The sequence below is a fragment of the Ruegeria sp. C9 genome (assembly GCF_056537585.1).
In genome coordinates this window covers 24,436-46,400 of record NZ_JBQFRU010000004.1, presented here as the reverse complement: position 1 = coordinate 46,400, position 21,965 = coordinate 24,436, and the positions used below count along the sequence as shown (strand labels likewise).

Here is a 21,965-nt window from a genome sequence, read left to right as displayed (position 1 = left end):
GCGTGAACCATGAAAGAAGGCGCCGTATGAACAACACATGGCTCATAAATTGCGTGCTTGATGCCCGATAGATCAGGTCTCAGGCTCCGTTTCAATCAGTCATTCATCCTGTTTGCGCGCTGCATTCTTTGTTTGATCCCGACAATCTTGGTGTTGTTCTCAGGGACGCAGCTTCCTGCCCAAGTCGCAGGCAATGCCGATGGATCGATTTGTGACGAAGGTTTCGAAAACAAGAACGGATCGTGCCAAAGAATAGACTTACCGGAAAACGCATATTTGACGGGTAGCTTCTTTGGCAGCGGCTGGGAATGCAATCATGGTTTTCAGATTGTCGGAGAACTCTGCGAGGAGATAAGAGTTCCTGAAAACGCCTATCTTGCATCAACCGGAGACCGATGGGAGTGCAACCGGCTGTTCCAGCGCGTCGAGGACGAATGTGAAGAGGTGATTTCACCTCAAAATGGGTACGTCGAAACCCGGTTTGGCGCACAGGAAGTACACTGTGACTGGGGATTTCGTAAGGAAGACCTGGATTGTGTTGCGATTAGTGTCCCCAGCAACGGCCACCTGACTGACAAAAACAGCGCGGATGGTTGGGTGTGCCTCAGAGGTCTCAGAGAAACGGAGAGCGGTTGCGAACCGGTGGCAATTCCACAGCATGCATATCTTGCGCCTGAAACCTTTTCTGGATGGAAATGCAAACGAGGTTATCGCGCAAACCGGGACAGATGCATTGCGATCCTTGTCCCTTCAAATGCTCACTTGAATCGGAGAGGTGACGGTTGGGAATGCAATCGGCCGTTTACACGACAGAACGATAAGTGCACCGAAAATGTGCCGCGACAATAGGTTGGTGGGAACCAATACCTCCTGACATATCCGGAAGGACGAATCCGTGAACCATAACTCGATTGACGAAAACCTGGGTAAAATACTCAAAGCCGAAAAGGCGCAACGCTGGTCCTACAGCATAAAGATGTTTGTCGCATTGGCGATGATTGTTGCGGCCATAATTGTGGTGGTGTTTCTCTGATGCGTAAAAGCACCCCTCAGGTTAGCCTCCGACACCCAAAATCGGCAATTCGCGACCTAGAACAAAGAGCATTTCAGGAACGCAGTGTTCGTAAGTCGCGGAACGCTGACGTAGCCGGTGTGATTGAGGAACAGTTTGGCAAGTACTTGATTAAGGCCGGCATTCTGAGCGGTAACAGCGTTGCGCGCGCATTCCCCAAGCCACCAGCTAAAACGCAGGCAATGATTGCCGATGCAGTTGGTGAAACACCAGAGTTGGCCATTGAAGCCTTAAAAGGAATTCTCGAAGAACGAGACAGGAAACGTAGCGGTCAACGACGTTTGGAAGGAAACTCCGGCACGCTCGTTCCCAGTGAAAGAGAATATGCAGAGGCATTGCGCCAGATCAGGCTCACCCCTGCGCAGGTCACAATGCTCAAAGCACTTACTATCGCGGGCAAGGACGGTCTGACTATTGGTCACTTGTCTCAGGCAGCCGGTTACAAATCGCGCGAGGCCTCCATCAAGGTTTTCAAGAAAATCGGACTATTGATCGCAGAATATCTGGAACTGGACCTACCCGAAGCCGGATCGGTACAGAATGATGGCGCCGCTCAGGTCCTGGCATTTTCTCACATCGAAAGTGACGATGAGCCAGCAACTTGGATTATGCATCAGGAACTGCGCGACGCTGTTCGTTCGGTTCTATGACGTACGTTCCAGCCCCCGCTTTTGTAGAGAACTCTGAACCGGAACAAATGCACGAAAGGTTGCACACGTAGCTTATGCTGGAGAAGAAACCATACCCGCTCGACCTGATCTATGTACCTGTGAAGCGTGCAAAAACACTTGATCAGCAAAAAGTCCTGACGCTGGCCGAAGATATCCTGAAGAACGGCCAGAAGACCCCGATTCAGATACGCGCGGACAACAAGAGGTTCGTGCTGATTGAAGGCCTTCACCGACTAGAGGCCATTCGCGCCCTCGGCGGTGATACTGTCGACGCCTTTTTGGTGCGCGCCAGATTACACTAAACTCTTGTTGGGATTGGCGTTCGACAAAGCCTGAGAAAACGTCAGCAGGCGCTGACTTTCTTCATCCCAAAGATGCAATCGTGCGCAATGAAGGCTCTCATATAGAGTAATACGCTGGCAATTTTCCAACTCGGAATGGTCACGCAAAACCTCGTTTAGCCGATAAAACGGTATGCGGCTGGCAAGGTGGTGAACATGGTGCACACCGATATTGGCAGAGAACCACCGCAGGATGCCTGGCAGGGCGTAGTGAGAACTTCCATAGAATGCGGCGTTCTGAAGATTCCACACTTCTTCCCGCTCCCAAGTCGTGTGTTCAAACTGGTGTTGAATATAGAATAGCCAAATACCAATCGATGCGGCGACGATCATGGTTGGAAGGAATACAAAAACCAGTACATCCAGGCCTCTGGTCCAAAAAATCAGAGCCAGGACCACTGCAATCGCGGCGTTTGTTCCCATAGCACTTGCCCAATTCAGCCAGCCTGACCGCATGAAACCAAAGGGCAAGCGATTTTGAAAAAAGAACGTGTAGACCGGTACTATACAGAACAGGAAGAAGGGGTTCCGGATTAACCTGTAAGCGGCACGCCCGAACCAATTCCGTTTCAGGTATTCCTCAATGGTCAATGTAGGAATGTCACCCATACCACGCCGATCAAGGTTACCGGTTGAGGCATGGTGAATCGCATGGCTTTGCCGCCAGACGTCATAGGGTGTCAGGGCGAGAACACCCAGAACCCGGCCGGTCCAATTGCAAACGGTGCGGCTTCTAAAGAAAGATCCGTGACCACAATCATGCATGATGATGAAGATACGCACCAGAAATGCGGCGTTCAGGATGGCCAATAGAACAGTGACCCAGATACTAAGGGATAGCGCAAACCACGCTGCGCCCCATAGCGCGAAAAAGGGGATGACAGTGATTGTCAGTTCAATAACGCTACGCTTCGTATCGGGCACACGGTATTGCGCGAGCGCCCGGGTCAATTCCTGCTGTTGCAACTGACTTGTTCTCCAAGGGCTTTTAGCAGCCCATTGTGCAAACGGGCACCCCATAAGGGTGCCCGTAAAAGGTCAGGCCAGTGCCAGATTGGCGGCGCTGTCGCGCCCGTCACGGCCAGCTTCGACGTCAAAAGTGACCTTCTGGCCGTCCTTCAATTCGCTGATGCCGGAACGCTCAAGTGCTGAGATGTGCACGAACACATCGCGCTTGCCATCTTCAGGTTCGATAAAGCCAAAACCTTTGGTCGAGTTGAACCATTTTACTGTGCCATTTGCCATGGTGGAAGTCTCCTAATACTTGCCGCCCGCATTATTGCGGCGACTCGGCGTGGTCGGTCTGAATCGAAAGACTGAACGCCGAGTTTGGGAGACAGCAGGTCGAAAAAGAAAAACGTAAGCCCTGTGTACATGGACTTCGAGTACACACGATACAAGCCTTGATACAACGGAAAGCAACAGAAGATCTAAGTCTGCCCAGCCCAATTTGGGACAAAGATAAGCAGAACCATTGCTCTGTGGTTCGGAAATCAGAGGTCGGCTTCCGATAAAACCTGCCGAATGCGTATGCAGCAAATTGATTGCTCAGGCACGACAGGTAGGGCTCACTGTCCGAAATCGCCGCGTGCTTCAAGAACACCGCGGCAAGGCACAAATGTTCATTGAGTGATTGAAACATTGCTAAATCAACGAGTTGACCTCTCTAACGAACGGTAGATTCTGCGCGGCCCGAATCTTGGGTCATGCTGCGTTGGCATAGGGCGACTGCGAGCCTCAAAGTGCCATTAGTAGGTCCGTATCTGCGCAAGCATCGGGCAAGAAACGTTCCCGATGTTACAGTTGGCCGTAAGTTCATTCAGGGCGGCCTCCAATCGCTTAAGTTCGATTATCTTCATACGCACATTGGAGATATGAAGCTCGGCCAGTTCCTTAACGGATTGGCAATCCTCGCTATCACCTTCGGATAGGTTGAGAAGCACCTTTGCATCGGCAAGCGAAAAACCCATGTCTCGGCACTTCCTTAGAAAACGAAGCCGTCCAACATCGTGCGCGGAGTACATGCGTCGATTATTCCATGCCCTTTCTGGTTTCGGCACGATCCCTTCGCGTTCGTAGTAGCGGATAGTATCAATTCCGACACCGCTTTGCCGGGATGCCTCCCCAATCGCAAACATGTGAGATTTCCTGTCTTGATCCTGTAGTGGCTACAGAAGTTAAACGAGAGGTTGTTGTCTCTACAACTCCGCGCGACGTAGTCCATCAGGGAAACAGAATGCAGAAGTACCTTAGCCTCAGCTATTTGGGATCGCTATCAGCGCTTGGCGTCGCGACTTGCTGCGTTTTGCCCATGACGATGATGTTACTGGGGCTGGGTGGCAGTTGGTTGGCAATCTTTGGGAAGGTTGCCGCAGCGAGTTACTATGTGCTGACGATGTCAACGGCGCTCGTCGTGATATCATGGATGGTATCTTATCGGCGCGGTTCCTTGCCGACGTTGAAATGGTGGCTTGCAGGAACGACTCTAATCACCGGCGTGGGTTGGGTCGTTGTGTTCAACGAGGCATGGATTAACGATTACCTGATCATGCAGATGTGAGACTATGACAAAACAAACTGTAGTCCTAGAAAGCACCCTGATTTGCCCGAAGTGCGGCCACAGTGAAACCGAGCAAATGCCAACGGATGCTTGCCAGTGGTTCTATGAATGCAAGTCGTGCAAAACAGTTTTGAAGCCGTTGGAAGGCGACTGTTGTGTTTACTGTTCATATGCCACGGTCCCGTGTCCACCAATTCAGCTAGGCGATAGCTGTTGCGGATGAAGTGAAGGACGGTTTTGTTGAGCGAACTGTGAGCCGCCGCCGCGAGCATCGCTGCTATTTGCATGAATGACAGTTTTTTTGCTGCTTGGCCGCACAAGGTATTCGGCAGTTGCAGTGTCGTTACTGCTGCAAGCGCATGCAGCAATAAAATCCAGGGTACAGGTTGGGCTCGGCGCAGACCTTCGCTGCAATTAGCGAAAATGGCAGCTTTGCGCTTCATCGCAGACGTTTGAGGTCGAAGATTTCATGCCCACGCACAGCTCGGTCAAAAGCGCCCTCGCGCGGCGTCAGAACCGCATGCGATTTTCCCTTCTTGGTCGTTCGGGTCGATAATTGCCTTGGCGGCGGTCGGAGTAAGGATCTGAATCGAGATATGTTCCTTGGCTTCCACGCATATATTCAGCGAACTGGGCAAGGGCATCCACCTAGTCATCTTTTAGAGCATTCACATTCCGAAGCGAGAGCGGGAACCGGATGTTCAGCATCACCGCAAGGCGGATGATCTCGGGACTGGTTTTGAAGTACTTAAAAGAGGCAGGCCTGATCATGGGCAAAAGCTACGCAACCGCCCTGCCCCGCTCAAGCAAAGTTCTTCTGACAAGACCCAGATGGCAGAACAACTATACTTGCTTCAGACCAACCAAATCGGAATAAGAACGCTCACCGCGAGTGATTTGACGTTTGAGGGTGTTCGTTGCTGCTTTTACTTTACCCTCGCCCAATAGCGATGTGATCGCTTGATGTTCCTTGTAAGATTTCTTCGTTCGATTGGAACGCTTGGACAGATGTGTCCGCATAGTTTGGACGATATCACTGACTTTTTGATATCCATCCCGCAGATAACTGTTTCCGCAGGACCTGAAAAACGCGTCGTGAAACTCGGCGTCAAGTTCCAAATACTGCTCGAATTCATCCGCTTCCTGCGCTTCTGACATCTTAGAAACAATTGTAGCCAGCTCATTGATCAGAACCGACGGGTTCTTTTCAAGCGCCTGCTCCAAAGCTGCAGATTCTAGGATGAGCCGATACTGGCAAAGCTGCACCACGTCCTCTTGAGAAAGAGAGAATACAAACGCTCCTCGATGAGGAAAGATCTGAACGAGCCCCTGAAGATTCAAAGCCGATAGCGCTTCGCGAATCGGAGTTTTGCTGATGCCCATGGCATTTGACAGCTTCACTTCCGGCAACGATTCACCCAATTGAAACGTGCCATTGATAATGCCTTTTCGTATATGCTCTTCAGCAGTTTTACTCAAAGAATCCGGTCGCTTAATCTGCAAAATCTCGGTCATTTTCACTTCGTCCTATTTCGTCTCTCTAATACAATAGCACAAGTAAGCTTGATTTCTATATTATATCTGATATCTCAGATAATAGATCGAAAAAATAAATCCATGGGAGGAAACCTTGTTCAAGAAATCAACATTGGCGCTTGGTGTCGTCATGTCAGCCGGGCTTGCTTTTGCAGCATCCGCTGAAACAGTCATTAAGGTTGGGCATGGCGCAGCAGAAGCGTTTCATATGCATCGCGCGCTACTGAAATTTGAAGAACTGGTCGAAGCTGGCTCGAATGGTGAGATCGACGTACAGATATTCCCTTCGTCGCAGATGGGCCCTGATCGCGAAATGATCGAAGGTGTTCAAACCGGCGTTCTGGAAATGGCCATTCCTCCTTCCTCTTTCTTCGCGGGCTGGGATCCGGCTTTTGCAGTAATTGAACTGCCCTACATGTATTCCTCCAAGGACATCGCCTTTGATGTTCTTGATGGTGATGCTGGTGATGGCATGCTTGCACGGGTCGAAAACCAGGGATTGGTAGGTCTTGGCTGGCTTGAATTGGGTGTACGCAATGTGACCAACAATGTCCGTCCGGTTGCAACCCCCGCAGATCTTGAGGGTGTTAAGCTGCGTACTATGAAGGTTCCGGCGCATGTGGCGACTTTCGAGACGCTCGGGGCCAACCCGACGCCAATGAACTTTGGTGAGGTCTATTCTGCTCTCCAGCAAGGCGTGATCGACGGCCAGGAGAACCCCCTGGCGATCATTACATCACAGCGTTTCTACGAGGTGCAGAAATACCTTTCGACCACGGGCCATGTCTTTGCGGTCTATATGCCCGTCATCTCCAAACCGTTCTTTGACTCGCTGTCCGCGGAGCATCAGCAACTGGTGCGGGACTCGATGGCCGCCGCACGTGACTATCAGGCGGAACTGGTCGCAAGCGAAGATGCGGAACAGCTGGAACAGATCCGTGCTGCTGGTGTCGAGATTCTGGAACTGACTGCCGAGCAGCGACAAGCCTTTGCAGACAAAACCGAAAGCGTCCGTCTGCAGTATCGCGACGAGGTTGGCGCCGAAGCCTATGACGACTGGGTAGCAGCGGTTTCCGCAGCGAGCGGAAGCTGACCCTCGGACTACTCAGCCAATACGGGCACCCGTGCCATTAAGGTTCGGGTGCCCCTTTCGTTCAAGGGGAGGTGAACGGTGTCGGTTATCAAATGGGTCGATATGAATGCCGAAAAGGTCTTAGCCAGTGCACTTTTGGCCGCGATTGTCTTGTTGATCTTTGGCAATGTGTTCATGCGCTACATTCTGAATGCCTCTCTTTCATGGGGCGAAGAGCTAACGCTTTGGCTGTTTGTATGGTTTGTCTGGCTTGGTGTCAGCTATGCATTCCACACAGGCGATCATGTGCGTATCACGGTCCTGCGTGATGTCCTAAGCGAGCGCGCAAGGCTTTACGCGGATGTTGTGATCGCGCTTCTTGTCCTTGGATTTCTGATCGTCCTGACAATTGAATGCATCAAGCTTATCCGACAGCCTTTTGTCGCCAGCCAGACTTCGGTCGTTTTGGGGCTACCGATTCCGATCCTTTATGCTTCGGCGCCGATTGGCGCGGGCCTGTCCGCGATCCGCGTCACTCAACATCTGTTCCGAACCCTGCGTCTGATCGCAGGAACCAAAGCGTGAGGAACCCTGCATGCTTGCAACAACGCTTTTCTTGACGCTCTTTGCCCTGTTGCTCTTCAGCGTGCCTATTGGCATCTGTCTGGGCTTGGCCACTATGATCGTGATGGTCTTTGTAGATGGCACACCACCCATGGTTCTTCTGGCACGGTCGGTGGTAACAGGCGCGGACTCCTTTCCTCTAATTGCTGTCCCTCTGTTCATATTGGCAGGCGACCTGATGCAACACGGCGGAATGTCTCGCCGACTGGTTGGATTTGCCAATGCGCTGATCGGTCATATCCGGGGTGGGCTGGCTTATGTGAACGTGCTCGCCTGTGTGTTTTTTGCAGCCATATCCGGCTCATCTCCTGCGACCGTAGCCGCCATCGGGTCGAACATGATCCCAGAGATGGAAAAGGTCGGCTATACGCGCAAATTCAGCGGCGCATTGACAGCATCCTCAGGAATGATCGGTGTAATGATCCCGCCAAGTATTCCCTTCATCATCTATGGTGTTACTGCCGAGGTTTCGATCGGCAAACTGTTTCTTGCAGGCGTTGTTCCTGGCATCCTTTTTGCCCTCATGTTCATGTTGGTCGCTCGTGTTCTGCTGCGAAAGGACGAGGTTGTTCAACAATCGACGACTACGTTCTCTGGCCCGGGCGTCTGGCAGAGCTTCCGGTCTTCCATCTGGGCGCTATTGGTGCCGGTAATTATCCTTGGGGGCATCTACAGCGGTATCTTCACCCCAACCGAAGCCGGTGCCGTGGCCGTAGTCTATGCCGCTTTCATCGGCATATTCGTCTATGGCGACATCACCCTCAAGGACCTGCCAGAGGTTTTGGCGGGCAGTGCAAAGACCAGCGGGACCATTCTGATATTGGTGATCATGGCGACCGCCTTTGGCAGGTTGATCACGCTCGCAAGAATCCCGACAGAGCTCGCAACAACGATCACCAGCCTGTCCGACAACCCAATCATCATCCTGTTGCTGATCAATCTGCTGTTGTTGGTGATCGGCATGTTCATGGAGACGATTTCGTCGATCATCATCATGACGCCGATCCTGCTGCCGGTTGCAACCGCGCTGGGTGTCGATCCGATCGTTTTTGGTGTCATCTTGACGGTCAACCTGGCCATTGGGTTCTGCACACCGCCATTGGGTGTGAACCTGTTCGTGGCCAGTACCATTTCGAAGGTTTCCATCGAAAGCCTCAGCCGGGCGATCCTGCCATTCTTTGTCGGCATGCTGATCTTGTTGATGTTCATCACCTATGTGCCCGCAATTTCCTTGGCCCTGCCATCCCTTTGGTGACCGACTGAGGAGCTTCAAACGTTAGACAAAGAACAGAGGACCCGGATGGATCTGGACCTTTCCCACCCGTCGATAGAAGACCTTCGGAAAACCGCACAAAAGCGCATTCCGAAGTTTGCCTTCGAATACCTCGACAGCGCGACCGGCCGGGAGCTGGGGTTGAAGGTCAACCGGGACGCACTTGACGCCATCGGATTTATGCCGCGTGTACTATGCGGCCGAACAAAGGCCGACCTACAGACTACATTGATGGGTAGAACTTACGATCTGCCATTCGGGATAGCACCGGTAGGTATGTCCGGCCTGATGTGGGCAGGAGCAGAGCGGATGCTTGCAAAGGCTGCGGTTGCTCACAATATTCCGTTTTCGTTGTCCAGCGTGGCGGTTGCTTCACCGGAGGATGTGGCACCTTACATTGGAAAAAACGGATGGTTTCAGCATTACCCGGTGAACTCCGGCGATCTGCGTCGCGCCATGCTGCCGAGGATTAAGGCAGCGGGATTTCATACGCTGATCATCACGGTGGACGTACCAGAAGAAAGCCGGCGCGAACGACAACGCCGCGCCAACTTGACCGTGCCTCCAAAAGCTGACCTGCGCACGCTGACAGAAATGGCGTCACGACCCGCCTGGTGTCTTGCGCATCTGCGCGAGGGCATCATGCCACGTATGCGGTTCTTTGACGATTACGTCCCCGCGCGTGGGCGAGAAAGCTTTACTCATGCAGGCGCTCTGATCCGTGGGATTCCAGATTGGGACTACCTGCGCGAACTGCGGCAGGAATGGGAGGGCCACCTGATCGTCAAGGGTGTCCTGCGGCCGGAGGACGCGCAAAAAATGGTGGCCGAAGGCGTGGATTGCATCTGGGTCTCAAACCACTCCGGGCGTCAATTCGAAGCCGGGCCCGCCGTGATTGACCAACTCCCCAACATCCGCGAGGCGGTCGGTATAGATGTGCCACTGATCTACGACTCTGGCGTTGCCTGGGGATTGGACATCATGCGTGCCCTGGCGAAAGGTGCAGATTTCGTCATGGTCGGGCGCGCCTTTCAATATGCTGTTGCAGCGTTCGGAGCACGAGGGATCGACCATCTCGTTCACATCCTGAAAGCTGACATTGAGGCCAACATGAGCCAGCTTGGTAGCGAAAACCTCGGCAGTCTGGCAGAGCACCTTCTGAGAAACAGCTGATCGGCGCTTGCGGCGCGTGGCGTATCACGCAGGCGCGTTTTCATCCTCGTCAATCAGCCCCTTGACGATCAGATCCGCAGTTGAGCGCGAACATGCCATTGGCAGATCATATACCGTTGCGAGACGGGTCAGAGCCTTAACGTCGACGTCATGTGGCATGGGTGAGAGAGGGTCGACAAAGAAAATCAATGCATCCAGTTTCTCTTCGCAGATCATAGCGCCGATCTGTTGGTCGCCTCCGAGTGGTCCGCTTTTCAGGCAGGACACATCCAGTTGTGGATAGGCTTGCTTAATGCGGCTGCCGGTGGTCCCTGTCGAAAAGATTTGTACTCTGGACAGGCGGGCCAATTGCAGACCCACCCATTCAACGATTTCGTCCTTTCGCGCATCATGGGCTACGAGGGCGAAACGCGGCGCATCACCGGATGAACTGTTCAACGTAATCTTCTCCAAGACCGACTTCCGCGAAGTGTTTTCGGCACAGATCAATCTTGGTAAAGACATCTTCGTAGCCAGTAACCTCGCCCCACGGATCAACATAGCACATCACGCCATTGACCTGGAAATAGGTTACCATCTCTTCGACATCGTCGGGAACGACCAAGGTATGAGTCTCACCCGGCGGCTCAAAGACATATCCCCCTTCTTCCGCAACCCAATCATGTTCCAGATAATGCCAGCGCCCTTTCAGGACGAAGCCGTGGACTGGCTGTGGATGGCGGTGCCGCGAAAGAACACCAGCTTTGCGTACTTTGAGAAGGTTCATCCAATAACCTTGCGAGCGGTTCAGGCAGAGCGGTCGGAACCAGACGTTCTCTGCCTGCGGAACCCACAGTCTGTCGTCCTCACTCATGGCATTCGGGATCACGATCTCGTCTTGCGCATCCTTGGGGAATGGCAATTGATATGGCATTCGGGCGGTGTCATCGTCATTCATAGATTTTCCTCACATAGCGAGATAGCCGCCGTCGACCGGATAGATCGATCCGGTCACAAAACTGGCGTTTTCACTCAAAAGCCATTGCACAAGCGCACCGACTTCTTCGGGTTTCCCCCAGCGCTTCATTGGCGTGCGCGCCATGATCCCCGCTGTACGTTCAGGGTCTTCCCGGAGGCCCTGGGTCATCTCTGTCTCAATCCAACCCGGCGCGATGGCGTTGACCCGGATACCGTCTTCGGCCCAGCGACCTGCGAGCGCCTTGGTCAACTGTGCCACGCCGCCCTTAGAAGCGGAATACGCCGGAACCAAAGGCCCACCAAAGGTACTGAGCATAGAGGCGGTGTTGACGATGGCCCCACTCGCTTCAGCCAACAATGGATGCGCGGCAAGACAGCAGCGCATGGTGCCAGTCAGATTCACATCGAGCACCTTGGCGAAGACGTCGATGTCATATTCTTCGCCACGCAAAAGAATACCTGCGCAGTTCACCAAGGCATCGAGACCCGTGAGTTCGCCGAATACATCATTGATGGACGTCTGGTCGGTGACATCCAAGAGCTGCACCTTTAACCCGTCCCGAGGCTCGAATGCATCCAATTCGGATTGGGAGGCGGATGCGGCAATGACGGACCAACCTGCGTCTGCCAACGACCGTGCAACACCCGCACCAATCCCTCGCGTACCGCCCGTTACAAAGGCCTGTTTCATCCAAGTTCCTCCAATACACTGTTGAAGGCGCGCGCGCGCCTGCCGATATCATCCAATGTATAGCTCGGTTTGAACAGTGCGGATCCCAGCCCATATCCATCTACACCCGCGGCATGATACGGCGCCATCGTATCCGGCGTTATGCCCCCTACCGCAGCGACGACTGCGTCTGCAGGCAATACGGCGCGCATGGCAGAAATGGCAGCTGGCGACACCATTTCCGCCGGAAAGAATTTGAGGACCGATGCTCCGATATCCAACGCCGTAAAGGCCTCGGAGGGGGTCATGACTCCTGGACACCAATAAAGATCCCGAGCGACAGCCGCGCGCCCGACGTCCGGGTTCATATTGGGCGACACGATGATACGCCCGCCTGCATCAGCAACCGCCGCGACCTGATCCACAGTCAACACTGTGCCAGCGCCGACGATGGTCTGAGCGCCATGTTTCACGGCGATCTGCCCTATCGATTCCAGCGGGTCCGGTGAGTTGAGCGGCACTTCGATTATCCGAAACCCGGCATCGAAGAGTACATCAGACACCGGGCGCGCATTTTCTGGTGCCAGCCCCCGCAAAATCGCAATTAGCGGGTTCTCGGCAAGAGCTGCGGTGAGGTCAATCATCCAACCAACCCCGCAGCGCGAGCAATCAGAAAATGCCCTTTCGCAACGATATCGTCAGGCGCGCGACGGCTGTCGAAACCAGCAGTTCGAAGCGCTATTTCGTATCGGTCAGACAAATCACTTCGTCCAACAACAGTGATCGTGCCGACGTCTTCTAATGCGCCGGTCGCGGCAGCAACCTCGGTCCCGATCAACAAGCCCGACAAGTAGTCGGCCGTGGCAACCTTTGGGATTTTACCCATGAGAGGAAGCGTCCGAACGTGAAACAGGCTGTGCAGCAGGTTCGACTCACCACTGAGGCCCGCCTTGACGCCCATCACGAAGGCGTCTTCGCTGAAGGCGTCCTCTTTCATCAAGGTGCCAAGGATCGTGTGTTCTTTCAGCGCCGAAAAGATCTCACCTGTCATGTAGGTCGAGAAATCCACGATCTTCCCATCCGCAACTTGAACCCATTTGCTGTGCGTTCCCGGCATCACGAACATACCTTCGCTTAAACCGAGCGAAGATGCCCCGATAATCTGGGTCTCCTCGCCGCGCATTACGTCGGGTCCTCCGGCATGTTCTGTCGACGCACCAGTCACAAAGTGAATGCGCGCTCCGTTGGCCGCTTCGTGGGGGACCAACGCCCGCGCCAGACCGCCAGCACCCAGCGGCATTTCGGCATATTGCGTTTCGACCCAGCCATTGCGGCTGGTTATCATGCCGGATGCCAGGATCGGCAGGTTAGTGTTGGAGACCCAAGGGCCGATGAGACGATCAAGGACCGCGTCAAAGGTTTGCCCCGCAACCTGCATGATGCCTTCAGGCGACGAGACCCCATCGATCACCTCGCCCTCCGCACCGATTAGAAATGCACGGAACGATGACGTGCCCCAATCTACGCCGATCAGCGCTGGCTCAGATGCGACCGAATTCATTCAGCAGATCCTCAACGGTTTTGCCTTGGGCCACCCATTTACGGGTTTCCTCTTCACGGTCAGCCTGCTCTTGAGCAAGGCGCACGGTTTCTTCGGCAATTTCCTGTGGAACCACAACGACGCCCATAAGATCAGCTACGATGAAATCTCCGGGGTTTACGACGACGCCCCCACAGGCAATGGGCACATTAATCGAAAGTTCTTCTTTACGTTCCGAGAACATCGTGTGCGTTCCGCGCGGCGTGATCGCGCGCGTCCAGATTGGCCAGTTGATGTCTTCCAACTCATCTGTGTCGCGCCCAGTGCCATCGACGATCATACCGCGAATGCCACGGTTCTTGGCCAGACCACCCATCAAACCGCCGCAGACCGACGTTTGACGATCTCCACCCGCGTCCACAACGATCACGTCCCCGGGTTGTCCCATTTCAAGCGCTCGCAATGGGTCGACCAGGTCGCCTTTTGAAAGCTGAACCGTCACGGCCTGGCCTGTCACCTTGGCGCGGAAGGCGGGTTTGATGGCGCTGTCCATCACGCCTGTTCGGTACTGCACATCCGCAAAAATGGCAGCGGCAGAGTACGCCTCCAACACCTTGTCGAATTCTTTGAGAAGTTCCGGGTTTCTTTCAAAATCATTGAAAACCCTGAGGTCCGTGCTGACGTCTGGCATTCTTGTCTCCTGTTATGCGGTAGATACGGCCAATGCGTCGGCATTGACTGTGTAGTCGGGTTTTTGTCCTGTCAGGACCTTGGCCACTTGCGTAGCCGCGGTAACCCGCGCTGCGTGTATTGATTCCTCGGAATAGTAGGCGGCATGTGGTGTTACGAGGACGTTGGGCAGTGTGAACAACGGGTTGTCATCAGGCGTCCAGTTGGCGCGCTTGGCTGGCTCTTCTTCGGGGTCGTCGAGCCCTGCAGCAGCCAGATGGCCTTCGGTCAGCGCCCGGAACAGGGCTTTGTTGTCGACCGTTGGTCCGCGTCCAGTGTTCACGAGTATCGCACCGGGTTTCATGACCGAGAATTCGGCATCAGACAAAAAGTGATGCGTGTTCGGAGTCATCGGCGCCTGCATCAGGATATAGTCGGACCTTGCCAGCAATTCAGGCTTGCTCACCAGCTCGACCCCAATCTTTGCCGCGACTTCTCTTGGCAAATACGGATCGTAGGCGATGACCGTAACTCCGAAAGATTGCGCCCGCGCTACGATGGCTTGCCCTATTTTTCCCAGCGAGACGACACCCATCGTCCGCCCACGCAACCGATAGACCGGCTGCCCGCTTTGCCACTGCCAGACCCCTGCATGAGTGGCCCGATCATAGTCGGGCAACTTGCGCGCCAAGGTCAGCCAAAGGGCAATCGCGTGATCGGCAACTTCCTCGGTGCAATAGTTTTGCACGTTGGTAACGAGGATGCCTTTTTCCGTTGCTGTGCCGACATCCACGATATCTACGCCTACGCCATAACGCGCGATGACCTCGCAGTTCCGCATCCGCGTAATCGTTTCCTTCCCGATCCGGGCATATTGGTTCATCATCGCTACGCAATGCGGCGCGAGATCAAACAGGTCTTCCTGGCGCTTGGCCTGAAGCGCGATCACCTCGGCTCCTGCGGCTTCCAGGATTTCCGTCTCAACGGCAACATCACCAAAGTCGTAATCGGTTATCACAACCTTGGGTTTGTCCGTTCTGGGGGGAAAGTCGGCGCGATCAGTCATAAGCACCCGCCGAATAGGTCAATTCGTACGAGTGGCTGTAGAGCTCGAAGATGTTGCCAAACGGGTCTTCCATATAGACCATGCGATAAGGCTTTTCACCTGGGTAATACTTGCGCACTTGGCTCATGCGCTGGCGTCCGCCCAGGTCTTCGATAACCTTGATGCGACCTTCCAGATCCTCGTCCTGTACGCAGAAATGAAACAAGCCACGCCGCCAATATTCAAACGGGCGTTCTTCTTCGACGGTCTTCGGGAACTCAAACAATTCGATGCCAACACCGTCGCCCATTGACAAGTGCGCGATACGGAAGCTTCCCCAACCTTCCCCAAACACATCGTCGCACATCTGACCGATGGCGCTTTCGTCATGCAGGATTTCAGTTGGTTCCATCAGCACGTACAGGCCGAATGCTTTGGAATAAAACTCCACGGCTTTTTCCAGGTCGGGAACTGTGATGCCAATGTGAGAGAAAGTAAGAGCGGCCATAGCAGGCTCCTCCAGTTAGCAGTTAAAGAATATTGCGAACGATGCCGCCTTCGATCCGATGCGCAGAACCATTGGAGGCTGTGCTTGCAGAGATCGTGACGATCATGCGGGCGACTTCGTCTGGTTGGACAAAGCGTTGTATGAGCGATGTGGGCTCATCTGATTTGAAGTAATTGTCTACGATCGCGTCGAGCGGCTCACCCTTTTGATCGGCGAGGCCGTCAAAATAGGCTTCGACACCTTCGGTCCAGGTTGGACCAGGCAGGATCGAGTTAACCCGGACTTTTGTCCCCTTTGTCAATTCTGCCATGCCACGTGTTAGACCTAGCATGGCAGTTTTAGTGACAGAATAGTGCACCATCTGAGGTAGTGGTTTCACTGCCGCTTCGCTGGCCATGTTGATGATAGATCCCTTATCCCGGCCAAGCATGTCAGTCAGGAAAATTCGGCTCATCCGAACGGCGGACAGGACATTGATGTTGAAGTAATGCATCCAGTCGTCATCCGTGAGATCCTCAAACGGCTTAACCGAAAAGATGCCGACATTATTCACCAGAACGTCTACGGCACCGCGAGCTCGCGCAAAATCCGCTAGTGATTCTGCATCTGAGGTCTTGGTTAGGTCGGCCGCAATGCCCTCAACGTCGCCCAGAGATGATAGGTCGTCGACGCAGTCGGACACTTCCGCCTCGGTCAGGCCATGCACGATGACCCGCGCGCCCTCTTCCAGGTAGACCCGGGCAGTGGCTTTGCCGATGCCGGAACCTGAGCCAGTCACCAGAACCAGCTTATTTTTGAGCCCCAGATCCATCTCAGGCCTCCTTCTTAACGTTAGATGACTGCTGCGATGAAGGGCGACCGTACATTCGACCCATCAAGCCCGAAATTTCCGCGCGCCACATGTCTATGCCGACGGCCAACAGAATGATCAGGCCCAGCACGATGTTCTGAACCGAAGATGGCGCAGCGTTCAGGTTCAAACCATTCTGGACGATAACGATTGTCATCGCCCCCATCAGCGTGGCGAGGATGTTGCCGCGGCCGCCTGCAAGGCTGGCTCCGCCAACTACAGCAGCGGCAATGGCCTGCAGTTCCAGCGTCTGGCCATAGTTGGGTGAACCAGAGTTGAGGCGCGCTGACATCAGGATCGCACCAACCGCAGTCATGAAACCTGCGATGACAAATGTCGTCGTCTGAACTTTACGTACGTTGATGCCCGTCAGAACGGCAGCGGCTGGGTTGCCACCCACGGCATAGATCTCACGGCCGAGTTTCGTGAAGTTCATAGTGAACGCGGCAAGGACGTAGAAGAACACGAGGTAGAAGAAAGGCATCGGAACGCCGAACAGCTTGCCGTAAAATATTGGCTCCAGCGCCGGATCCAGCGAAAAGATCGGCGATCCATTGTTGAAGGTCAGCGCAAGGCCCCTGAAGGCAATCAACGCTGCCAATGTTGTGATGAAAGACGGGATACGCCCGTAGGCTGTTATCAGCCCAATGAACAGACCAAGCAATCCGCCCATGAGAAGAATGAGTGGCAATGCCAGTACCAATGGAATGCCAACAAATTTCAACATCTGCGCAAGGATCATGGTCAGCAACGCCACCATAGACCCGGAACTCAGATCGATGCCCGCAGCGAAGATCACGATAGTAGACCCGATTGCGATCAAGGCCACGATGCTTACCTGTAGGGACAGGTTTGAAAGGTTACCCGGGTTCAGGAAGCGTTCCGTCGTAAGTGCCACGATCAGTGCGACGATCACCATTGCTGCAAATGGTCCGATCAACTGGGTGTCAAAGATCCGCTTCATGCGAAAGCCTCCTTAGGCTTGGATTGAGGAGTGTCGGCGGATGCGCGCACAAGGTCGTCATGAGTAAGGTCGGATGCATCGACCGTGCGCACTATCGTTCCGTGCTGCACGACGGCAATTCGATCGCTCATCGCAAGCAACTCATCATGGTCTGAACTGATCAGAATGATCGATTTTCCCGCCCGCGTGAGCCTGTTAATCAGCTTGTAAACAGCGATCTTAGCGCCTATATCGATCCCTTGTGTCGGTTCATCAAGGATCAGGATGTCAGAAGCTGAGAACAGCCAACGTGCAATCACGATCTTCTGCTGATTACCACCAGACAAGAAGTTGACCGTCTTTTCCTCAGCCTGGGTCGAGATTTCCAAATCGCGGATCAGGTCATGGGTGGCTTGCTCTTCCGCCTTGAGATTCAACACGCCGAACCGACTAAGCCCGCCGAGGGAGGCTGCGGTTACGTTCCCGCTTGCGCGGAAATTGAAGAACAACCCGTCAAACTTTCGGTTCTCTGGAACAAGAGCCAAACCCGCACGGATCGCATCAATTTCCCGGCGAAAGCGAACCGGTTTGCCGTTCAGTGATATCTGCCCGGCGGTTAGCTCATCTGTCCCGAATAGGGCGCGGGCAATCTCTGTGCGGCCACTGCCCAATACACCACCCAAGCCCAGAACTTCACCCCGGTGCAACGAGAACGATACATCTTTCACGCCCGAATTGGTGCCCAGACCTGCCGCTTCCAGCACAACATCCTTGGTCGCGTTCTGCTCCTTGGGATAGTGCTCACCGATGTCCTCACCGACCATTGCGCTGACAATTTCAGAGACGTTGATCTTGGTCTCGCCACTTGCACGCACAACACAGCCGTTGCGCAGGATCGTCACTTCATCAACGATCCGTTCAACCTCATCCAGCCTGTGCGACACATAGAGAATAGCGGTTCCGCGTTCACGCATATTGCGCAGTAACTGGTGCAGGCGTTCAATTTCATCTTCACCCAATGCCGCCGTTGGCTCATCCAGGATGATCATGCGGGCGTCCATCGCGACGGCTTTCGCGATCTCGACCAGTTGTTGCTCGCCTACCGAAAGCGAGCCGGTGATCGTTTCGGGAGAAACATCGACATCCATTTCCGCCAAAACGCGCGCGGCTTCGTTGTGGACCTTGGCCCAGTCGATCACGCCAAAGCGGGACCGAGGCATATTGCCAAGGAAGATGTTTTCGCCAACCGACAAGGTGGGCACGATAGAGAATTCCTGAAAAACTGTTGCGACGCCCAGTTCACGTGCCGCCTGCGGGTCGCTGATCGTGACCGGCTTGCCATTGTGCAGGATTTGACCGCTATCGGGTTGCTGCACGCCGGACAGTGTCTTGATCATAGTCGACTTGCCACAGCCGTTTTCACCCAGCAGCCCATGAATGGAACCGGGCATAAGCCGGATACTGACCTTGTCATTCGCCAGTACCCCAGGATAGGCCTTGGTGATATCGACAAACTCCCAAAGTGGCGTTGCGGGTGTCATTGCGATTGCCTCGACAAAAGTGAAACTCGGTCGGTTTGCGACCCGGCAGCACGCGCACGCGCCACCGGGAAGCGGGGAGAAAGCTCAGTACTCTTTGGACGGCTGCGGGAAGAGCTTTTCTGGCTCTTGCAGCACGTTGATCGCACCGTCTTTGTCTTCAATTGATGTGGGCGTTTCGATCCAGCCGCCGGGATAGGACCCGTTGAGCGCATCAATGGTTGCGTGCATAGCCGCCTTACCCATCAAAAACGGTGAGGTGTTGACGGTTGCCGTGATGTTGCCAGCCGCAATTTCTTCAAGGCCGGACGTGTCGCCATCGTTACCCAAAAGAACGATGTCATTGCGGCCAAGTGCCTTCGCAGCAAAGGACGCCCCGATGATCATGTAGTCGTTCGCCGCGAAGATCATGTCGAGATCGGGGTTCGACTGCAGGATGTCCATACCAGCAGTGTTGCCGCCCTCAACGTTCCATTTACCGTCGATAGACACCACAACGTCGAAGTTTTCGTTGCCCTCGATACCATCGAGGAAGCCACCCACACGCTCGGTTGAGTGATAGCCAGGCTGCCCTTCGATAATGCCGACCTTCAACGGTTTATCGCCATAAGTCTCAATGGCCCAGTCAGCGATAGCATGCGTGCCGTTGCGCTGAGAGTACCCGACAACGCCATGAATGGGTGTCGGGAAGTTCGGAATGTCCGAGTTGATCATCAGAACTGCCATGCCCTTGTCGACGGCCTGCTTCAGCAGTGGTGCCGCAGCAAATTCATCGTGTGTTCCAAAGATTATCGCATCCACGTCCTGCGTCAGCACATCCTGGATCATGCCCATTTGGCCGTTGATGTCCGCACCGGACTGGGGCGCAAGCATGAACACTTCGACCCCGGCCTCAGCAGCAACCGCTTTGATGCCTTCACCGATGGCGATGTAGTAGTTGAACTCGGTCGCCGGCGGCATATACGCGATCCGGAACGTTTCGTTCTTGGGTTCTATCGCATCGATCGGCGCTTGTGCCCCGTCCTCAAGTGGAACCGGCGCTGGATAATTTTCCGCCAGAGCGACCGTTGCCAGCGTGGCGAACCCTGCGGCAAGCGTAGTGGTCATTAGCGTTTTCAACATAGTTTTCTCCTCCAGAATTTCGTTGGTTATCCTTTGAATGGCGCGTCGATCACGCCACGAACGCCGGGTTTCACAGCAAAGAGGCCGCCGGATTCCGGTTCTTTTGTTAAAGTTGCTTCGTCACTCATCAGCCTTGAGGTCGTGATGAACAGCGTGTCGAGATCAGGGCCACCAAAAGCGCAACAGGTGGGCTTCCAGACAGGCACCTCGATCACGCGATCTATCGTGCCGTCAGGTGCGACTCGAACAATGCGATGGCCTTCCCATTCGGCGTTCCAGACACCCCCTTCGGCATCAACACAGGACCCATCAGGCAAGCCAGGTTCATCATTAAAAGAAGCGTGCTGCCGAGGGTTCGAAACGGTTCCACTGCGGGTGTCGTAATCAAATGCGACGATTTCCCGATCCGGGGTATCGGCGAAGAACATCGTCTCACCGTCGGACGTAAAGCAAGTCGAATTGGCGCAAGACACTCCTTCGATAATCGTCCGTACACTCAAATCCTTATCCACGCAGATGACCGACGAGTCGGCGTTACCAGAAACTTCATTCATGCCTCCGACAATCAATCGCCCCTGGCGATCGGTTCGCCCGTCGTTCAGCCGTGTTTCTGGGTTGTTCGGCTCGAATCGTGCTACGAGGGTTTGCTCGCTATTCGGCGAATCGAACAAGACAACTCGATCCGCATAAGCAACAATCAGACCGCCAGACGCGCGCGGCGCGAAGCAACACACGCGCTCCGGCATCTCATGAGAGGCGGTGTCTGACGTTGCAGGATCAAATGACCAAAGCGCACAGCCTTCAATATCGGTCCACCAGACAAGACCATCGGCGGGATTCCAGAAAATCCCTTCCCCGTGCTGGTTCTTACAATCGACGACCAACTCTGCGCGCACTTTTTGATCTCCCAAATACATTCTGATATCTGATATACCAGCTTGCCTAATCTGGTGTATCAGATATCTTGCATCTGGCAACACCTTTTTTTGGAGATATCCTCAGATGGCGCTTGAGAGACCCAAGTCTTTGCGTGAACTCGCACTGGAACATTTGCGGAATAGTATTATCGATGGCTCCCTGAAAATGGGTCAGGTTTTGTCGGAGCGAAAAATCTCCGAAGAGCTGGGCGTATCAAAATCGCCAGTACGCGAAGCACTCGCTCAATTACGTGACGAAGGGTTGGTCAGTATCGAGCCTCAAAAAGGCGCACGCGTTTTTTCGCTGTCTGAGCCGGAAGTGACTCAGATCTGCGATTTCAGACAGGCTATCGAAACTGCCGCCTTTGAACTTGCGTTGTTGCGGAACCCGGAAGGTCTTGCCAGCGACATGCAGCGTGTCGTGAAGGACATGGAAAAGGAACGCAGGCGAGGTAATGAAAAGGGCTACCTTTCACTGGATACCACATTTCATCAGTTGATTTTTGAACATGCCGGTAACGATTATCTGACGGCCAGCTATACACGCTACATCGGTAAGATTGCCGCATTGCGAACCCATTTGGCGAAGCTGCCACAGCATACTGAGCTCTCCTTCGACGAGCATTCGAAAATCGCTATTGCCGTTCGCGAAGGTGACATGGCCAAAATCAAATCTCTTCTCACAGCGCATATTGACCGCACCAGACAAGCCTACAAAAGCGCCGCCATCGTCCTCGAAGGAGCGACCGCATCCTAGCAAAAACGTAGCTTCGTTGTGACGGGGGCGGGCCAGAACGGCGCCGCCCCTTTCTTTTGGGCACCTCACGGTCTTTTCTTTTTCAGTTGACATCTGAGATATCAGATGCCAATCAAAAGGCGGGAGG

The 21,965-nt window shown here is 54.1% G+C and carries 28 protein-coding genes and 1 pseudogene; 11 read left to right on the top strand and 18 right to left on the bottom strand.

The window, feature by feature from the left end; translation table 11 throughout:
* Positions 1–60 precede the first annotated feature (60 nt).
* The 4 genes from ACR0NE_RS11420 to ACR0NE_RS11405 all read left to right on the top strand — a co-directional run bounded on the left by ACR0NE_RS11420 (position 61) and on the right by ACR0NE_RS11405 (position 2,045).
* Positions 61–849: a hypothetical protein gene (locus ACR0NE_RS11420; RefSeq protein ID WP_170660565.1), complete on the top strand. Its 789-nt coding sequence runs from the start codon at positions 61–63 to the stop codon at positions 847–849.
* 46 nt (positions 850–895) lie between these two features.
* Positions 896–1,033, top strand: coding sequence for a hypothetical protein (locus ACR0NE_RS11415; RefSeq protein WP_170447558.1), 138 nt, complete (start codon positions 896–898; stop codon positions 1,031–1,033).
* Positions 1,033–1,722, top strand: a complete 690-nt coding sequence (locus tag ACR0NE_RS11410) for a hypothetical protein (RefSeq protein WP_170596897.1) — start codon at positions 1,033–1,035, stop codon at positions 1,720–1,722. The genes ACR0NE_RS11415 and ACR0NE_RS11410 overlap by 1 nt, the downstream gene beginning before the upstream one ends.
* A gap of 74 nt (positions 1,723–1,796) precedes the next feature.
* A complete protein-coding gene (locus tag ACR0NE_RS11405; RefSeq protein ID WP_170447556.1) occupies positions 1,797–2,045 on the top strand; it encodes a ParB N-terminal domain-containing protein in 249 nt (82 codons plus the stop codon).
* Here the strand turns inward: ACR0NE_RS11405 and ACR0NE_RS11400 are convergent.
* The 3 genes from ACR0NE_RS11400 to ACR0NE_RS11390 all read right to left on the bottom strand — a co-directional run bounded on the left by ACR0NE_RS11400 (position 2,037) and on the right by ACR0NE_RS11390 (position 4,222).
* Positions 2,037–3,035 (bottom strand): fatty acid desaturase, encoded by a 999-nt coding sequence (locus tag ACR0NE_RS11400; RefSeq protein ID WP_480459667.1) that lies wholly within the window; start codon positions 3,033–3,035, stop codon positions 2,037–2,039. The genes ACR0NE_RS11405 and ACR0NE_RS11400 overlap by 9 nt on opposite strands.
* Positions 3,036–3,122: 87 nt before the next feature.
* A complete protein-coding gene (locus ACR0NE_RS11395) occupies positions 3,123–3,329 on the bottom strand; it encodes a cold-shock protein (RefSeq protein WP_170430361.1) in 207 nt (68 codons plus the stop codon).
* Positions 3,330–3,832: 503 nt separating this feature from the next.
* The gene (locus ACR0NE_RS11390) at positions 3,833–4,222 is read right to left on the bottom strand and encodes a MerR family transcriptional regulator (protein ID WP_170596895.1); all 390 of its coding nucleotides are present in this window, start codon (positions 4,220–4,222) and stop codon (positions 3,833–3,835) included.
* Positions 4,223–4,320: 98 nt separating this feature from the next.
* Here ACR0NE_RS11390 and ACR0NE_RS11385 point away from each other — a divergent pair, with 98 nt between their 5' ends.
* Together ACR0NE_RS11385 and ACR0NE_RS11380 are read left to right on the top strand one after the other, a co-directional pair.
* The gene (locus ACR0NE_RS11385; protein WP_170447553.1) at positions 4,321–4,644 is read left to right on the top strand and encodes a hypothetical protein; all 324 of its coding nucleotides are present in this window, start codon (positions 4,321–4,323) and stop codon (positions 4,642–4,644) included.
* Between the two features lie 4 nt (positions 4,645–4,648).
* Positions 4,649–4,867 (top strand): GDCCVxC domain-containing (seleno)protein, encoded by a 219-nt coding sequence (locus ACR0NE_RS11380; RefSeq protein WP_237217120.1) that lies wholly within the window; start codon positions 4,649–4,651, stop codon positions 4,865–4,867.
* Between the two features lie 437 nt (positions 4,868–5,304).
* On the opposite strand, the pseudogene ACR0NE_RS11375 reads toward ACR0NE_RS11380, so the two are convergent.
* Positions 5,305–5,415, bottom strand: a pseudogene (locus tag ACR0NE_RS11375) (IS6 family transposase); the annotation flags it as partial.
* Positions 5,416–5,487: 72 nt separating this feature from the next.
* The gene (locus ACR0NE_RS11370; protein ID WP_170596893.1) at positions 5,488–6,159 is read right to left on the bottom strand and encodes a GntR family transcriptional regulator; all 672 of its coding nucleotides are present in this window, start codon (positions 6,157–6,159) and stop codon (positions 5,488–5,490) included.
* Positions 6,160–6,274: 115 nt separating this feature from the next.
* Here ACR0NE_RS11370 and ACR0NE_RS11365 point away from each other — a divergent pair, with 115 nt between their 5' ends.
* The 4 genes from ACR0NE_RS11365 (at position 6,275) to ACR0NE_RS11350 (ending at position 10,322) form a co-directional block, all read left to right on the top strand.
* Positions 6,275–7,273, top strand: coding sequence for a TRAP transporter substrate-binding protein (locus ACR0NE_RS11365; RefSeq protein WP_170546565.1), 999 nt, complete (start codon positions 6,275–6,277; stop codon positions 7,271–7,273).
* A 78-nt stretch (positions 7,274–7,351) separates the two neighbouring features.
* Positions 7,352–7,837 (top strand): TRAP transporter small permease, encoded by a 486-nt coding sequence (locus ACR0NE_RS11360; RefSeq protein WP_170596892.1) that lies wholly within the window; start codon positions 7,352–7,354, stop codon positions 7,835–7,837.
* A gap of 31 nt (positions 7,838–7,868) precedes the next feature.
* Positions 7,869–9,131 carry a TRAP transporter large permease gene (locus tag ACR0NE_RS11355; protein ID WP_480459664.1) on the top strand — a complete coding sequence of 421 codons (1,263 nt, stop codon included), beginning with the start codon at positions 7,869–7,871 and terminating at the stop codon, positions 9,129–9,131.
* 45 nt (positions 9,132–9,176) lie between these two features.
* Entirely contained in the window at positions 9,177–10,322 is a 1,146-nt protein-coding gene (locus tag ACR0NE_RS11350) for an alpha-hydroxy acid oxidase (RefSeq protein WP_170596890.1), read from the top strand.
* Positions 10,323–10,346: 24 nt separating this feature from the next.
* Here ACR0NE_RS11350 and ACR0NE_RS11345 read toward each other — a convergent pair whose 3' ends face one another.
* The 13 genes from ACR0NE_RS11345 to ACR0NE_RS11285 all read right to left on the bottom strand — a co-directional run bounded on the left by ACR0NE_RS11345 (position 10,347) and on the right by ACR0NE_RS11285 (position 21,060).
* Complete coding sequence (locus ACR0NE_RS11345; RefSeq protein WP_170596889.1) at positions 10,347–10,760, bottom strand: methylglyoxal synthase; 414 nt, start codon at positions 10,758–10,760, stop codon at positions 10,347–10,349.
* Entirely contained in the window at positions 10,741–11,259 is a 519-nt protein-coding gene (locus ACR0NE_RS11340; RefSeq protein WP_170596888.1) for a 2,4'-dihydroxyacetophenone dioxygenase family protein, read from the bottom strand. The genes ACR0NE_RS11345 and ACR0NE_RS11340 overlap by 20 nt, the downstream gene beginning before the upstream one ends.
* 9 nt (positions 11,260–11,268) lie before the next feature.
* Entirely contained in the window at positions 11,269–11,970 is a 702-nt protein-coding gene (locus ACR0NE_RS11335) for an SDR family NAD(P)-dependent oxidoreductase (RefSeq protein ID WP_117868134.1), read from the bottom strand.
* Entirely contained in the window at positions 11,967–12,593 is a 627-nt protein-coding gene (locus tag ACR0NE_RS11330; RefSeq protein ID WP_170596887.1) for a 2-dehydro-3-deoxy-6-phosphogalactonate aldolase, read from the bottom strand. Before ACR0NE_RS11330 ends, ACR0NE_RS11335 begins: the two co-directional genes overlap by 4 nt.
* A complete protein-coding gene (locus tag ACR0NE_RS11325) occupies positions 12,590–13,510 on the bottom strand; it encodes a 2-dehydro-3-deoxygalactonokinase (protein ID WP_170596886.1) in 921 nt (306 codons plus the stop codon). The genes ACR0NE_RS11330 and ACR0NE_RS11325 overlap by 4 nt, the downstream gene beginning before the upstream one ends.
* Positions 13,491–14,180, bottom strand: coding sequence for an RraA family protein (locus tag ACR0NE_RS11320; protein ID WP_170596885.1), 690 nt, complete (start codon positions 14,178–14,180; stop codon positions 13,491–13,493). Before ACR0NE_RS11320 ends, ACR0NE_RS11325 begins: the two co-directional genes overlap by 20 nt.
* A gap of 12 nt (positions 14,181–14,192) precedes the next feature.
* Positions 14,193–15,224, bottom strand: a complete 1,032-nt coding sequence (locus tag ACR0NE_RS11315) for a C-terminal binding protein (protein ID WP_170596884.1) — start codon at positions 15,222–15,224, stop codon at positions 14,193–14,195.
* Positions 15,217–15,711: a lactoylglutathione lyase family protein gene (locus tag ACR0NE_RS11310; RefSeq protein WP_108861949.1), complete on the bottom strand. Its 495-nt coding sequence runs from the start codon at positions 15,709–15,711 to the stop codon at positions 15,217–15,219. Before ACR0NE_RS11310 ends, ACR0NE_RS11315 begins: the two co-directional genes overlap by 8 nt.
* Before the next feature lie 22 nt (positions 15,712–15,733).
* A complete protein-coding gene (locus tag ACR0NE_RS11305; RefSeq protein WP_170596883.1) occupies positions 15,734–16,522 on the bottom strand; it encodes an SDR family oxidoreductase in 789 nt (262 codons plus the stop codon).
* A 1-nt stretch (position 16,523) separates the two neighbouring features.
* Positions 16,524–17,525, bottom strand: coding sequence for an ABC transporter permease (locus ACR0NE_RS11300; RefSeq protein ID WP_170596882.1), 1,002 nt, complete (start codon positions 17,523–17,525; stop codon positions 16,524–16,526).
* Positions 17,522–19,045: a sugar ABC transporter ATP-binding protein gene (locus ACR0NE_RS11295; protein ID WP_117868124.1), complete on the bottom strand. Its 1,524-nt coding sequence runs from the start codon at positions 19,043–19,045 to the stop codon at positions 17,522–17,524. Before ACR0NE_RS11295 ends, ACR0NE_RS11300 begins: the two co-directional genes overlap by 4 nt.
* Before the next feature lie 84 nt (positions 19,046–19,129).
* Positions 19,130–20,164 carry a sugar ABC transporter substrate-binding protein gene (locus tag ACR0NE_RS11290; protein WP_117868122.1) on the bottom strand — a complete coding sequence of 345 codons (1,035 nt, stop codon included), beginning with the start codon at positions 20,162–20,164 and terminating at the stop codon, positions 19,130–19,132.
* Positions 20,165–20,190: 26 nt separating this feature from the next.
* Positions 20,191–21,060 carry an SMP-30/gluconolactonase/LRE family protein gene (locus ACR0NE_RS11285; protein WP_170596881.1) on the bottom strand — a complete coding sequence of 290 codons (870 nt, stop codon included), beginning with the start codon at positions 21,058–21,060 and terminating at the stop codon, positions 20,191–20,193.
* A 130-nt stretch (positions 21,061–21,190) separates the two neighbouring features.
* Between ACR0NE_RS11285 and ACR0NE_RS11280 the strand changes: the two genes are divergently transcribed.
* Positions 21,191–21,838 (top strand): GntR family transcriptional regulator, encoded by a 648-nt coding sequence (locus ACR0NE_RS11280; protein WP_480459661.1) that lies wholly within the window; start codon positions 21,191–21,193, stop codon positions 21,836–21,838.
* Positions 21,839–21,965: the final 127 nt, after the last annotated feature.

What these genes read in the sequence shown, in the direction of transcription:
- ACR0NE_RS11300 (WP_170596882.1), bottom strand. Translation starts at nt 17,525, where the DNA reads ATGAAGCGGATCTTTGACACCCAGTTGATCGGACCATTTGCAGCAATG.
- ACR0NE_RS11405 (WP_170447556.1), top strand. Translation starts at nt 1,797, where the DNA reads ATGCTGGAGAAGAAACCATACCCGCTCGACCTGATCTATGTACCTGTG.
- ACR0NE_RS11385 (WP_170447553.1), top strand. Translation starts at nt 4,321, where the DNA reads ATGCAGAAGTACCTTAGCCTCAGCTATTTGGGATCGCTATCAGCGCTT.
- ACR0NE_RS11340 (WP_170596888.1), bottom strand. Translation starts at nt 11,259, where the DNA reads ATGAATGACGATGACACCGCCCGAATGCCATATCAATTGCCATTCCCC.
- ACR0NE_RS11330 (WP_170596887.1), bottom strand. Translation starts at nt 12,593, where the DNA reads ATGATTGACCTCACCGCAGCTCTTGCCGAGAACCCGCTAATTGCGATT.
- ACR0NE_RS11335 (WP_117868134.1), bottom strand. Translation starts at nt 11,970, where the DNA reads ATGAAACAGGCCTTTGTAACGGGCGGTACGCGAGGGATTGGTGCGGGT.
- ACR0NE_RS11320 (WP_170596885.1), bottom strand. Translation starts at nt 14,180, where the DNA reads ATGCCAGACGTCAGCACGGACCTCAGGGTTTTCAATGATTTTGAAAGA.
- ACR0NE_RS11325 (WP_170596886.1), bottom strand. Translation starts at nt 13,510, where the DNA reads ATGAATTCGGTCGCATCTGAGCCAGCGCTGATCGGCGTAGATTGGGGC.
- ACR0NE_RS11290 (WP_117868122.1), bottom strand. Translation starts at nt 20,164, where the DNA reads ATGTTGAAAACGCTAATGACCACTACGCTTGCCGCAGGGTTCGCCACG.
- ACR0NE_RS11295 (WP_117868124.1), bottom strand. Translation starts at nt 19,045, where the DNA reads ATGACACCCGCAACGCCACTTTGGGAGTTTGTCGATATCACCAAGGCC.
- ACR0NE_RS11395 (WP_170430361.1), bottom strand. Translation starts at nt 3,329, where the DNA reads ATGGCAAATGGCACAGTAAAATGGTTCAACTCGACCAAAGGTTTTGGC.
- ACR0NE_RS11370 (WP_170596893.1), bottom strand. Translation starts at nt 6,159, where the DNA reads ATGACCGAGATTTTGCAGATTAAGCGACCGGATTCTTTGAGTAAAACT.
- ACR0NE_RS11305 (WP_170596883.1), bottom strand. Translation starts at nt 16,522, where the DNA reads ATGGATCTGGGGCTCAAAAATAAGCTGGTTCTGGTGACTGGCTCAGGT.
- ACR0NE_RS11310 (WP_108861949.1), bottom strand. Translation starts at nt 15,711, where the DNA reads ATGGCCGCTCTTACTTTCTCTCACATTGGCATCACAGTTCCCGACCTG.
- ACR0NE_RS11350 (WP_170596890.1), top strand. Translation starts at nt 9,177, where the DNA reads ATGGATCTGGACCTTTCCCACCCGTCGATAGAAGACCTTCGGAAAACC.
- ACR0NE_RS11390 (WP_170596895.1), bottom strand. Translation starts at nt 4,222, where the DNA reads ATGTTTGCGATTGGGGAGGCATCCCGGCAAAGCGGTGTCGGAATTGAT.
- ACR0NE_RS11410 (WP_170596897.1), top strand. Translation starts at nt 1,033, where the DNA reads ATGCGTAAAAGCACCCCTCAGGTTAGCCTCCGACACCCAAAATCGGCA.
- ACR0NE_RS11315 (WP_170596884.1), bottom strand. Translation starts at nt 15,224, where the DNA reads ATGACTGATCGCGCCGACTTTCCCCCCAGAACGGACAAACCCAAGGTT.
- ACR0NE_RS11420 (WP_170660565.1), top strand. Translation starts at nt 61, where the DNA reads ATGCCCGATAGATCAGGTCTCAGGCTCCGTTTCAATCAGTCATTCATC.
- ACR0NE_RS11380 (WP_237217120.1), top strand. Translation starts at nt 4,649, where the DNA reads ATGACAAAACAAACTGTAGTCCTAGAAAGCACCCTGATTTGCCCGAAG.